This is a genomic window from Sporosarcina jiandibaonis (assembly GCF_013184495.1).
GTDB lineage: Bacteria > Bacillota > Bacilli > Bacillales_A > Planococcaceae > Sporosarcina > Sporosarcina jiandibaonis.
The window spans coordinates 1,296,126-1,309,022 of the sequence record NZ_JAAOIY010000001.1; the positions used below are offsets into that span (position 1 = coordinate 1,296,126).

The window sequence follows — 12,897 nt, forward strand, 5'->3', positions numbered from 1 at the left end:
AGACTGGAGAAGATTAATCTATGAAATTCGGTATTATCGGAACTAATTGGATTACGGATCGATTTATAAAAGCAGCATTGCAACATCCTGAGTTTAGTATCGGGGCGGTTTATTCGCGAGCTGAAGAAACGGGACGAGCGTTTGCGGAGAAACATAATGTTCAAAAGGTTTATACCAATATGGAAGAGATGTTTCTTAGCGGAGATATTGACGCGGTTTACATTGCTTCGCCGAATGCTTTCCATGCAGAACAAAGTATACTAGCGATGGAAAATGGTATTCATGTTCTTTGTGAAAAACCAGCTGTCACGACTGTAGAGGAAATGAATCAAGTTATACAAGCTTCTAAGAAATATGGAGTTACCTTCATGGAAGCGATGAAGTCAACTGTTACACCGTCATTCCTTAATGTGAAAAAGAACTTGGATAAGATTGGAACACTCCGCCGATTTGTGTTTCATTACAATCAATACTCTTCCCGCTATGACAGTTACAAGGAAGGGATTATTGAGAATGCGTTTAAACCTGAGCTGGGGAATGGTGCAAAAACGGATTTAGGGGTTTATGCGATTGCGCCGATTGTTCATTTAGTCGGCGAACCAATTTCTGTTTTGAAAAACAACTATTTACTGTCCACGGGCGCGGAAGGCCAAGGCAGCATGATTTTAAATTATGACGGCTTTGAAGCAGTTGTCATGTACTCGAAGATTTCCGATTCATTTTTACCGAGCGAAATCCAAGGAGAAAATGGCGTCATCGAAATCGATAAAATTAGTGATCCTCATCAAGTTATTATTAAGTACAGAGACGGTCAAACCGAGGATATTTCCATCAATCATGAGTTCGACACGATGTATTACGAAGTCGAAGAGTTTATTAACTGCGTGAAGAATAGACAAATTGAGTCGATGATAAATACGCATGAGATTTCTCGCCAAGTTACGAAGATACTTAGTTTGTAATATAAAAAGTAGTGGAAGGAATTCATCCCCCACTACTTTTTTGTCTTCATTCATGCGAGATGAAATCTCAGCAATTGTTGTCATCAGCAAATTACAATAGCCTATATTCTAAAACTGAATGGCTTTTCCCATTTCAGCAGATTCATAAATCGCATTGACGATTTTTTGGATGATCAAACCTTGTTCAGGTGTGCTTAATGGTTGCACGCCTGCTAAACAGTGTTCGACGAACTGTTGGATCTCGCGTTCGTGGCCTTCTGCTTCAGGCAGATAGACCGGCGTGATATCGACTAACGTGTTATGTTTTTCCTGATAAATTTTTAGCGGAAAAATATCTGCTCCGCCTTTATCGCCCATCAAAGAGACTTGCATCGTTTCGTCTTTTTCAACATTTGCGGCGAATGATGCTTCCAAAGTCAAAGTAGCGCCATTTTTGAAGGTCACCATTCCAACAGCCATATCCTCTACGGTGTAATTTTCATAATCCCACTCGCCGAACAATCCGACACCTTTTTTATTTCCAATTCGCTGATGCGTTTTTCCGAGAACAATTTCTGGCTCGGGATACCCCATCAGATAAAGAGCGGTATCTAGCATATGCACGCCAATATCGATTAAAGGACCGCCGCCTTGCAATTCTTTATTTGTAAAGACGCCCCAACCTGGAATTCCTCTTCGTCGAATCGCATGGACACGCGCTGAATAAATTTCGCCCAGTTCATCCGCATCAATGAATGACTTCGCGATTTCAACTTCTGGTCGATAACGGTAATGAAAACCAAACGTTAAGAACCTTCCTGATTTCTCAGCTGTTTCGACCATTAATTCTGCTTCTTCAACTGTCATTGCTGGCGGTTTTTCGCATAACACATGACAACCAGCTTCTAGCGCTGCGATGGAGGCTTCCGCGTGGAATTTATTCGGCACGCAAACACTGACTGCGTCTAATTCCACTTCTGTCAACATCTTTTCATATGAACTAAATGCATGCGGTATCGCAAATTTCTTTGCCAATTCTTCAGCACGTTCAATGACTATGTCGGCAATCGCAACAACTTCTACTTTGCTTCCGCAGGATAAGTAATTCGGGATATGGACGTCTCCCGCGATTGCCCCGGCTCCAATAATGCCTACTCTTAATACACCCATGATAACTTTCCTTTCCAATTCGTTCGATTACGCTCGAATTAGTGAATTCTTACTAAATAGCAAAAAGTTGTGATATATGCGGAAATCCCATATACCACAACTTGCTATTCTTTTACACCCACCACATATCAGTTGGTTGGTCTTTAATCAAAACAGATTTCAAGTTCGTCACTGCACGTGAAAATCCTTCATCAACAGACATTAACGGATCTTCATGTTCAATGCTGACAACATAATCATAGCCATACGTACGCAGCGCGCTCATTATGTCGGACCACTCTTGGATGCTGTGGCCGCAACCGACAGATCTAAATGTCCACGCGCGCGATTGTACATCTCCGTATGGTTGCATATCTGTTAGCCCGTGCATATTCACGTTTTCCTGGTCGATGTAAGTATCTTTCGCATGGAAGTGGTGAATGGCATTTTCTTTTCCTAAAATCTTGATTGCCGCGACTGGATCAATGCCTTGCCACCAGAGATGACTAGGATCCAAATTCGCACCGATTGCCGGTGAAGTCGCTTCTCTTAATTTCAACATGGTATACGGCGTGTGAACTGAAAATCCGCCGTGAAGTTCGATGCCGATTTTCACACCATGATCTTCTGCAAATTTCCCTTGTTCTTTCCAGTACGGAATGAGTTTCTTTTCCCATTGCCAGTTATAAATATCTGTGTACTCCGTCGGCCACGGTGAAATCGGCCAATTCGGTTGTTTGGAGTCTTCGTTTGATCCAGGAGTTCCCGAAAATGTGTTCACTACAGGAACGTCTACAAGCTGTGCTAGTTTCACAGTTTTAACAAATGTATCGTGTGCATCTTGAGCAATTTGTTGATTCGGCGAAACGGGATTACCGTGACAGCTGAATGCACTTATGGTTAATCCCCGGGAATGGATTTTATCCAAATATTCTTTGCGTTTATCTTCGCTGGCGAGAAGCTCATCGACATTACAATGAGCATCCCCAGGATAGCCGCCTGTTCCGATTTCAATGGCATCTAAGCCCGCCGCTTGTACGTGGTCTAACATTTCTTCAAATGGTTTTTGCGAGAACAAAACTGCAAATACGCCTAGTTTCATAGAAAAAACCTCCCAGTATTTTTAAATTCTAGCAAACTGTTTTGTAGTCATTGATTCCAAAGCGCCTAAAATCACTTCTAATGATTTCTTGCCTTCCTCACCGTCAATTAGCGGTTCAGTATCTTGGATAATCGCGTCTACAAAATGATTGATTGTATGGGTCGTTGTTTGACCGCCTTCAGTGTTTGACTGAATGCCGCCTAACGCATAGTTGACGACTTCTCCCGTTTTATATTGAACGATCAATGAATAATCCGGGTGATCTTCAATACGCAAAATCGCTTTTTCACCGTAAATTACCGTGGAGTTATCTTCTTTTGCCGAATAAGCCCAACTTGCTGCGAGCGTTCCGATAATCCCGCTTTCTGTCTTTAAAATACAAACCGCATTATCGTCCACATCTGTATTTTCTTTTGCGCTCGTTTCAATAAAACCGGCGACTTCAACAAACTCTTCGCCGAGTAAGAAACGAAGCAAATCCGCTTTATGGACGCCAAGATCGCCCATTGCTCCGATAAACGCTTGATCCTTTTTAAAGAACCAGCTATCTTCGCCTTCAACGCTCCATTGTTCAGGTCCGCCGTGTCCGAAGGCAGTTCGGAAACTATAAATCTTTCCAACTTCACCGTTCGCAATTAGTTCTTTTGCTTTCACATGGGACGGCACGAAACGTTGGTTATGCGCGATCATTAGCTTTTTATTGGCAGCAGCCGCAGCTTTTATCATGTCTTCCGCTTCTTCTTTAGATGTCGCCATCGGCTTTTCGCATAATACGTGACACCCTGCATTTAATGCAGCAATTGAAACAGGCGCATGTAAATAGTTCGGAAGGCAAACGCTAACTGCGTCTAGCTCTTCGTTTTTCAGCAATTCCTCATAACTCGTATAAGATTTTGCATGATACTCAGTTGCCATTTCGACTGCTCTTTCTTCGACAATGTCACAAACCGCTACAATCTCTACAGCATCGTTATGTTCATATTCTTTTAAATGTCTATTTCTTGCGATACTTCCGCATCCAATAACAGCTACTTTTAACTTTTTCATGTTTTCCACTCCTAAATATTATTCGTTATAGTTTGCCAATTTTTCTAATGGCTTCGCATTTCCGTATATAGGTTTTGGCGTATTCGTATTTTCAGCCCATTTGACTGCATTACGAATTACTTTTTGTATGTCTTCATTATGATAGGTCGGGTATGTTTCATGCCCCGGACGGAAGTAGAATATCTTTCCGTTCCCCCGTTTAAACGTTGCACCGCTGCGGAAAACTTCTCCGCCTTCAAACCAACTAACAAAAACCAACTCGTCAGGTGCCGGAATATCGAAGTGCTCTCCGTACATTTCTTCTTTTTCAAGTTCAATATATTCCCCGACGCCTTCTGTAATTGGATGGCTCGGATCGACTACCCATAGACGTTCTTTTTCATCCGCTTCGCGCCATTTCAAATCGCAAGTCGTGCCCATCAGTGTTTTGAAGATTTTCGAGAAATGACCCGAGTGCAAAACAATCAAGCCCATGCCTTCCAACACGCGCTTTTTCACGCGTTCGACAATCTCATCTTCAACTTCATCATGCGCAAGATGTCCCCACCAAAGAAGAACGTCAGTATTCTTCAATACTTCTTCGGATAAACCATGTTCGGGTTCATCGAGCGTCGCTGTTGTTACTGTATGGGCATCTTCTTTTAAAAATTGTGCAATCGCACCATGTATCCCCTCTGGGTAAATATCCGCTACAACTGGATTTTTCTTCTCATGACGGTTTTCATTCCACACGACTATATTCATAGTATCTCTCCTTTATATAAATGTTGCATTGATTTAAGCAACCGGTTGCATAAATGTTTAAAAATTTAGGCGTAACCTAAACTTTTAACGTTGTACACGAGCTTCTTTCGTGAATAACGGTCGGAATAATTACGCTCTTTTTGAACATATCCGGATCATTAATAAGCTCTATCAAGCAATTTGCCGCTTCATGGCCCAATTGGAAAATTTGAATGTCGACTGATGTTAACGGAGGATTAGACACTTCCGAAATCATCGAGTTATTAAAGCTAATAATACTCACGTCATCAGGCACTTTAAGATTTCGTTCTCCTAAAGATGTCAACGCGATTAAGGCGTTCAAATCATTTGGAATGATGAGAGCGGTTGGCGGTTCAGCCAAGTCCATTAATTCGGCAACAACTTGCTTCCCGTGATTCGGGTCCATTTGCGTATCTTTAATATAGGCATTTGATACATCCAGTCCCTTATCACGCATTGCTTGCAGGAAACCGTTCAATCTAGCTTCTCCCACTTCAAACTCTGTATCTGCGCCGATATACGCAATTTTCTCATGACCGAAATTCAGTAAATAGTTTGTCGCTTCTTTAGCCGCTTGCACGTTATCATTATCAACAAACATAATGTTGCCCGATTCGATTAAGGGCTTGCCGATGACGACAAAAGGTATTCCAGATTCGAGTAAATATGGAACGACTTTGTCATCTTTTTTCGAGTATAAAACAATGATGCCGTCGACTCTTTTTCCGCCGACCATCTTGACCGTGTCATTAAAAATCTCTTCCTCAGATTCACCTGTCGTGAGACTAATGCTGAAATCATACTTGCTGCATAATGCGCTGATTCCTCGAATGACTTCAGGAAAAAAAGTATTGTGCATCGATTCCTTTGTTGAGTTCTTCATAACGATCCCGATTGTTTTCGTCGATTTTTGTGCAAGGATACGAGCGTTATAATTCAACTGGTAGCCCATTTCGTCCATGATTTTATGAACTTTGCGTTTTGTCTTCTCGCTAATTAATGGACTATCTGAGATCACGCGAGAAACGGTTGACGGAGCTACATTCGCCCGTGCAGCAACATCTTTAATTGTGACCGACATTGGTCCTCACTCCAAATTCATTTATTTAACGGCTCCTTCAGATACTCCTTCAATAATTTGCTTTTGCGCAAAGAAGTAACCGATAATCACTGGAATAATCGCGATTGTCAAGCCGGCTAATGCTAAATGCCATTGCTTTGTATATTGCCCGAAGAAAAGGAACATCTTAATCGGGATTGTCGCATGTTCATCTGCAAGGATAAGGGAGGGCAATAGGTAATCATTCCAAATCCAAATAACATTTAATATTCCAACTGTAACAGAAATCGGTTTTAATAGTGGAAATATGATATGCCAAAATACTTGGAATTTATTGGCACCGTCGATAATTGCCGCTTCGTCCAATGAATTCGAAATTCCGGTCATTGCACCGTGATATAAAAAGATTGATAGACTCGAACCAAATCCTAAGTACATAAAGATGAGCCCCGTACGGTTTAACATATCAGCCTTGCTAAAAAGTGAAACAAGTGGAATCATGACTGACTGAAACGGAATCAGCATCGCTGCGACAAAAAGTAACAGTATGAGTGCACTAAGTTTACTTTTATTCCTGGCAAGTGCGTATCCTGCCATCGAGGAGAAAAGAATAATAATCCCTACCCCTACAACCGTGATGAGCAAGGAGTTAAAAAGAGAATTAACAAAGTCCAAGTCTTGAAAAGCTTGAACAAAGTTAGTCGTTTCAAACCCTTCTGGAAGCCCGAGCACGCCTGAAAAAATCTCCTTTTTCGTTTTGAATGCGTTCACAATCATTAAGTAAAAAGGTGAGATCCATAATAATGCAAGCAAGAGGCCGATAATTTCAATGACAATCAGATTTCGCTTCTTCTCTTTCATTACATGTCGACCTCCTTTTTCTTATTGTAATAAACTTGCGTGATTGCGACAGCTGCCACAATGATGAAGAAAATGACTGCTTTTGATTGGGCGAAAGCCATTTTATTTTCAGTGAAGGCGGTTTTTACAATATTCATCGCAACCATTTGCGTTGAGTTGAACGGGCCACCATTTGTTAAGGACAAGTTTTGATCGTAGATTTGAAACGAATTGGACAATGTCAGAAACATACTAACCGTGAAAGCAGGCGCAACTAATGGGAATGTGATGTTGCGAAAACGTTGGAAACTAGAGGCTCCATCGATTTCGGCCGCTTCAAGCAAGTCCTTCGGAATATTTTCTAAGTAAGCAATGTAAATAATCATTATGTATCCAGCCATTTGCCAAGATGTCAGGATGACGAGTCCCCAGAAACCAGTCGCGGTTGTCGACAACCAACCTGTTAACGCTTCAATTCCAAGTAACTCTCCTATGTTTCCAAAAACGCTGATGAAAATAAACTGCCAAATGAAACCTAAAATGAGTCCGCCGATCAAGTTCGGCATAAAGAAAACAGTTCTCATTAAATTATTTGTTTTAAGATTACGAGTGACAAGTAGTGCGAGTCCTAAACCTAAGAAGTTCAGTAGAATGACCGAGCAAATTGCAAATTTAGTCGTAAACCATATGGATGCTCTAAAATCAGCATCTTTAAATAATGTGATGTAGTTCTTAAAACCAAGAAACTCAGTAGCGACCATGCCATTCCAATTTGTAAAAGAGTAAATGAATCCGTAAACAAATGGAACGAGGATAACGAGACTTAAACTCAAGATGACTGGCGTTAAGAACAACCAGAATGAAAAATCGCGATTTCGCATGCAGAGCACCTCCATTGTAAATGATAACAGCTAACAAAAATCTTTTTTAGGAGGTTTTTGTTAGCTGTATTTTTCTACCTCTAATTACTTACGTTCTTCTTCCCATTTAGCACGTGATTGAGAGATTAAATCTTCCCATTTCAAGTCGCCGCTTAAATACTTTTGAATATTAACGCCGAGTGTTTCTTCATTCCACCCAGTCGGAGCTGCTTGGTATACCCAACCTTCGAGTGTATTTCCAGCTTCAGCATATTCATAAATTGTCTGTGAAAGCGGATCTGCAATTTTCGTTGCGTCGTATCCTTTATAAGCAGGGATGAATTTAAAGTCTTCGAGGACTGCAGTTTTTCCTGTCTCAGATGTGTACATCCAATCTAGGAAATCTTTACTTGCTTGAACAACTTTTTCATCGCTCTTGCCGTTTACCGCCCAGAACATTGGGACACCAGCAGGGATTTTGCCTTCAAAACCTTCGACTGGAACTGGAAGAATGCCCATGCCGTTTTCAGCTAATTCCGGATCCATATCGTATACAGAGTTGTAAACCCAGTTTCCTTGTTGAATCATTGCAACTTTTTCTAAAGAAAATAATTGTTCAACTTGCTGTGAATAATCAAGACTTAGTACCGGCTGAACAGAGTGGCTGTTTTGAAGATCTAGGTATCTTTTCAGCTCATCGCCTTTTTCAAATTCGATTGTTTTGGCATTATATGCTTCAGTAATATCATTATTAAATTCTGGTGCGATGAACATATTCGAAATATGATCGCCGAGCACCCATTTTTCTTTACCTGGCAATGCAAATACCGCGTCAATGCCCAATTCGTCTTTTTTGCTATCGAGTAATTTAACTGCATCTTCGAGGTCAGCATACGTTTTAATATCATCCGTGCTTAGACCTGCTTTTTCGAAGATCGCTTTGTTATAAATTAAACCGTAACCTTCTTGGTTGAATGGCAATCCTAAAACTTCATCGCCGTCTGTTACTGCAGTCAATGTTCCTTCTATCGATTGCTCAACTGCTTTCGTATCCGAAACATCTGCTAAGTATTCTCTATATTCCTCGACACTTGATGGTCCGCCGACGTTGAAAATGTCTGGTTCTTCACCAGAAGAAAATGACGTTTTTAATGTTGCGCCGTAATCGTTTCCGCCGCCAACCGTTTTAACGTTGATTTTCACCCCAGGGTTTTCATCTTCATACTTTTTAACAAGTGCTTCGAACTGATCTTTAATTTCTACTTTAAATTGAAAAATATCAATTGTGATTTGATCTCCTGATGCTGAGTCTTTCTTTTTGTCATCATCTGACGAGCAACCTACTAACGCAAAGATAGATAATAGAAATACAGAAACTAAACTAATCAACGTTTTCTTGCTTTTCATTAATGATCTCCCCTTTTCCTTTTCTATGAATACGGTTGCATAAAACCGATGCATTAGTTTGCCAGTCCAACAATTAGTTTTATTGCAATTCCATGAAACCGTTTGCATAGATGATTCTCCTAAAGAGTATCACGATAATTTAAATAGTGCAACACTTTTCAATAAAATATTATTCTGTCTTTTTGGCCATTATCTTTAAGTAGTTTCGATAAAACGCGGAAAAAGATAGAAATGCGATGAGCGAACCTGTTAGAAACGGGATGATAAATCTGAAGACATTAAAACTGACATAGATGACGAGTCCGCTACTCATCGCTACTGCGATAAACAAAATAGGGCTTCCGATTGTAAGAAGCAATGCGTTTTTTAATGACTCGGTAAATTTCAAGTGAAAATGCACGGTGACTGAAAACAGGTTTATTGAAAATACTAGTAATAGAATGCCCATGATGATAAAGAGAATCATCATCGCGGAATTTTTCTCGTGAAAATAATAGACATCCGCCGCCCAGATGACCCATGCAGCGGTTAATAGCAACCCAATTCCTACGCTTCGTTTATAGTTTTCTTTGTAGTACCCCCAGTACTTCTTGATAAGGTGATTGACTCCCTCGTCTTTCATGATCCAATCACGCACCATCGCGAACATTGCTGTTGTCGCTGGGAAGAATATAAATGGCAGTAATAGAATGACAGGAATCAATAAAAAGAATATCGTTTCAATTTGTTCCACGAATAAAATAGTGAAAAGCAAATAAACGATTGGCAGATTAAAAAGTATCCAAAGTAAATTCGTGATTGAAAATTTCATGATCCACTCACTTAGCGTGTATAAACCGCTCATGAGTCCAGAATTGTTATCCATACTTGTACTCCTTTGACTGCTTTGTGATAAAAGGTTTTTTGAATATTGTTGGTGGTGATTTGCTTGCAGTTATAGATGTTTTGCTTGCACTGCGGTGGGTTTTGCTTGCAAGTCGTGACCTTTTACCTGTGTGAAAGCTATCTATTTAATAAATAATTCAGTACCCTACTATTGTTTTAAGGGTACTGAATCAGTTGAGAGTTTACTGCGTGCTTTGTCTTAGTACCCAGATTTACCTGCTATAACGTTAATTTCCGTTGCGGGCGGACGCTTTCCACTCCAACCAACTGGAGATTCCACTAAATTAGTAAAGATGTATGTGAAACTTTCATTCCTACTTAGTGAAATGTAAAGATGCCGCACCTAGTAAACCTGCTTTATTCCCCAGTTCCGCCTTCAATATTTCTACGTCGGAGAAGCTGCTGATGATTAATTCTTTAACTTTAGTTTGGACTAGATCGACCAAACTTTCTTGCTCCATGACGCCGCCGCCAATGATGATAGCTGGTGGATTAAAAATGTGTGTTAATGAAACTAAGCCGTAGGAAACTTCGAGAACCCAATCGTGAAGCACTTTTTCCAGCTTTTCGTCACCTTTTGCTAGACCTTCAAAGATCTTGCGGCCATTCACATATTGCGCGTCGACTTCGAGTGCGCTTCTCACTAAAGCTGTTGTTGATCCGTACATTTCATAGCACCCGACACAGCCGCAATTACATTTAATGCCGCCAGGATGCGCGACGATATGGCCGACTTCGGCCGCGCTGCCGTTAGCGCCTTTGTATACTTCCGAATTAATGACGATTGCGCCGCCAATTCCAGTTCCGTATGTTAAACATAAAAAGTCATCAAATTTTTGTCCCGCGCCGAAGTGTTTTTCGCCGAGTGCGGCAGAATTCACGTCGTTCTCAATTTTCACAGGCACGTTGAACTTGTCTTCAAAAATCTTCTTCACATGCATGCCTGTATAATTCGGGAAGTTTTCATTGGCATAAATGATTGATCCTTCCTCACTGTTCACTTGGCCTGCTGTACTGATTCCGATCGCTTCAAAGCCCGAGTAATTCGCAGAAATGACTTCAATCAGATTTTCAACAAGATACGGTCCGCCTTTTGACGCCCCAGATTCTATTTCTTTAAATTGTGTAACAGATCCTTTTTCATCAGCCATACATATTTTAATCGATGTTCCGCCGATATCTATCGCTAATACGTTCATAGCTACTCCCCCATTGTTTATATTCGAATTAACTGTAGCATAAGCCTATGATTCTAGCCACTGCCTATGGCAAATTAAATTCCGCATTTACTTATTTACCAGTATTGATAATAATCTTATTAGGAGGTGTAAGATGAAACTAAAAGAGGTTCATTATCAAAGAATCATTACTGGATTACTGGTCATCATTATATTGGGAGTTACTGTAGGTCCAAATTTGATCAAACCGAAAAATTCCTTGGAGCTTTATCAGTATTTGAATTCTACCGATAGCTTTGATGAAGCAAAGGAGATCATGCTTGATGGTTATGCAGAGAATTTTTCGGAAGCTGATTATGAACGAATCAAACAAGACAATTACGATACTTCTCCAGATATGATTCGGCAATTTACGGTATTACAATACCCAAGCAATAAAAAATCGATTTTGATCGAAACGGCTCCAGGTTTGAATAAATTAAAAGTGCTGCGGATCGAAAGATTGCCAAACGACATAACGGATTACCTTGACGGTTTAGAATAAAAGAAGAATCCCCCTATGTTTTCATCTAACATAGAGGGATTTTGTAATCAATCAACTTTTCGTATGCGGTTATCCTTCGCCAATTTAAACGGCGCGTAAATTAATGCCGCGATGAGGAATAAACCGATATATCCAATAAATGGATAGACTAGAGATACTAAATTTTTGAAGCCCGCCATGAAACTTAAGACAAATCCGATAACTACAGTAACAATTATCATTACATCAGATTTTTTTGTATGCATAACTGTAAACCGCGCGACGAACGCATAGAACATGCTGACCGCGGTGTTGAATACCATCCCGAATAAAATGACAGACATGAAAATCCCTAGAACCGGTGAAATATCATGCACTAATTTCAACATCGGCATATCGTATTCTGCCACAAGATCCACTTTCGAAAAAATTGCAAGATGACTAATAATAATCATAAGCCCAAGTCCGAGACCACCGACCAAACCACCGAGTGCTGCGATTTTCTCATCTTTCTCAGCGCCGCCCATAACGAGCGACATGGCAGCCCCAACCGCGACATTAAAGGACACATAGTTAATTGCCGAAACGAACCAATTTGGCAATGTCGTATCTAACTCTTTCGCAATCGGATCTAGCTCCGCGAATGAAGAGCCCATTGTAAAAATAGAATAGATTCCAATTAGAATAATCGTTAGCACCAGAAAAGGTGTAATACTTCCGATAACTGCGATTACGCGTTGTACATTCATCATGACAGTTCCGATTACTAAGACAGCCATGAGTAAATTACCGATATACGGTTCGAGTCCAAATTGTTGATTCAGCACAGAGCCTGCACCAGCAAGCATGACGACCCCAACACCGAATAATGTGAAAACGATGATTACATCGACCACTACACCGAGATAGGGACCGCTTATTTTATAAATGACTTCTTTATGAGAAGTCGTTTTTGTGCGACTTCCAAGCTTTGTCAGCGTCATTCCTAGATAAGCAAATAATGCTGTTGAAAGAATCGCCGCCAACGTACCGAGCAATCCAAAACTCGTAAAATACTGCACGATTTCTTTTCCCGAAGCAAAACCTGCTCCAACGATAATTCCGATAAAAGCGCTTCCAATCTTCAATACCCTAAACATT

General features: G+C 40.5%; 13 protein-coding genes. 2 read left to right on the forward strand and 11 right to left on the reverse strand.

The window, feature by feature from the left end; all coding sequences use genetic code 11:
• Positions 1–20 precede the first annotated feature (20 nt).
• On the forward strand, positions 21–962 hold the full coding sequence (locus tag G8782_RS06510) for a Gfo/Idh/MocA family protein (protein WP_172370052.1): 942 nt from the start codon (positions 21–23) through the stop codon (positions 960–962).
• A gap of 108 nt (positions 963–1,070) precedes the next feature.
• Here G8782_RS06510 and G8782_RS06515 read toward each other — a convergent pair whose 3' ends face one another.
• The 10 genes from G8782_RS06515 to G8782_RS06560 form a co-directional block, all read right to left on the reverse strand.
• Positions 1,071–2,111 (reverse strand): Gfo/Idh/MocA family protein, encoded by a 1,041-nt coding sequence (locus tag G8782_RS06515; RefSeq protein ID WP_172370053.1) that lies wholly within the window; start codon positions 2,109–2,111, stop codon positions 1,071–1,073.
• Positions 2,112–2,223: 112 nt separating this feature from the next.
• Positions 2,224–3,192: a sugar phosphate isomerase/epimerase family protein gene (locus G8782_RS06520; protein ID WP_172370054.1), complete on the reverse strand. Its 969-nt coding sequence runs from the start codon at positions 3,190–3,192 to the stop codon at positions 2,224–2,226.
• A gap of 21 nt (positions 3,193–3,213) precedes the next feature.
• Entirely contained in the window at positions 3,214–4,239 is a 1,026-nt protein-coding gene (locus G8782_RS06525) for a Gfo/Idh/MocA family protein (protein ID WP_172370055.1), read from the reverse strand.
• A gap of 18 nt (positions 4,240–4,257) precedes the next feature.
• Positions 4,258–4,983 carry a ThuA domain-containing protein gene (locus tag G8782_RS06530; RefSeq protein WP_172370056.1) on the reverse strand — a complete coding sequence of 242 codons (726 nt, stop codon included), beginning with the start codon at positions 4,981–4,983 and terminating at the stop codon, positions 4,258–4,260.
• Between the two features lie 76 nt (positions 4,984–5,059).
• On the reverse strand, positions 5,060–6,085 hold the full coding sequence (locus G8782_RS06535; RefSeq protein ID WP_172370057.1) for a LacI family DNA-binding transcriptional regulator: 1,026 nt from the start codon (positions 6,083–6,085) through the stop codon (positions 5,060–5,062).
• A gap of 21 nt (positions 6,086–6,106) precedes the next feature.
• Positions 6,107–6,925 (reverse strand): carbohydrate ABC transporter permease, encoded by an 819-nt coding sequence (locus tag G8782_RS06540; RefSeq protein ID WP_172370058.1) that lies wholly within the window; start codon positions 6,923–6,925, stop codon positions 6,107–6,109.
• Entirely contained in the window at positions 6,925–7,785 is an 861-nt protein-coding gene (locus G8782_RS06545) for a carbohydrate ABC transporter permease (protein ID WP_172370059.1), read from the reverse strand. Before G8782_RS06545 ends, G8782_RS06540 begins: the two co-directional genes overlap by 1 nt.
• 84 nt (positions 7,786–7,869) lie before the next feature.
• Entirely contained in the window at positions 7,870–9,171 is a 1,302-nt protein-coding gene (locus G8782_RS06550; RefSeq protein WP_172370060.1) for an ABC transporter substrate-binding protein, read from the reverse strand.
• A 169-nt stretch (positions 9,172–9,340) separates the two neighbouring features.
• Positions 9,341–10,036 (reverse strand): YesL family protein, encoded by a 696-nt coding sequence (locus G8782_RS06555; RefSeq protein ID WP_172370061.1) that lies wholly within the window; start codon positions 10,034–10,036, stop codon positions 9,341–9,343.
• 334 nt (positions 10,037–10,370) lie between these two features.
• Positions 10,371–11,255 (reverse strand): ROK family protein, encoded by an 885-nt coding sequence (locus G8782_RS06560; RefSeq protein ID WP_172370062.1) that lies wholly within the window; start codon positions 11,253–11,255, stop codon positions 10,371–10,373.
• Positions 11,256–11,388: 133 nt separating this feature from the next.
• Here G8782_RS06560 and G8782_RS06565 point away from each other — a divergent pair, with 133 nt between their 5' ends.
• Complete coding sequence (locus G8782_RS06565; RefSeq protein ID WP_172370063.1) at positions 11,389–11,778, forward strand: hypothetical protein; 390 nt, start codon at positions 11,389–11,391, stop codon at positions 11,776–11,778.
• Positions 11,779–11,825: 47 nt separating this feature from the next.
• Here G8782_RS06565 and G8782_RS06570 read toward each other — a convergent pair whose 3' ends face one another.
• Positions 11,826–12,896, reverse strand: coding sequence for a YkvI family membrane protein (locus G8782_RS06570; protein ID WP_172370064.1), 1,071 nt, complete (start codon positions 12,894–12,896; stop codon positions 11,826–11,828).
• Position 12,897: the final 1 nt, after the last annotated feature.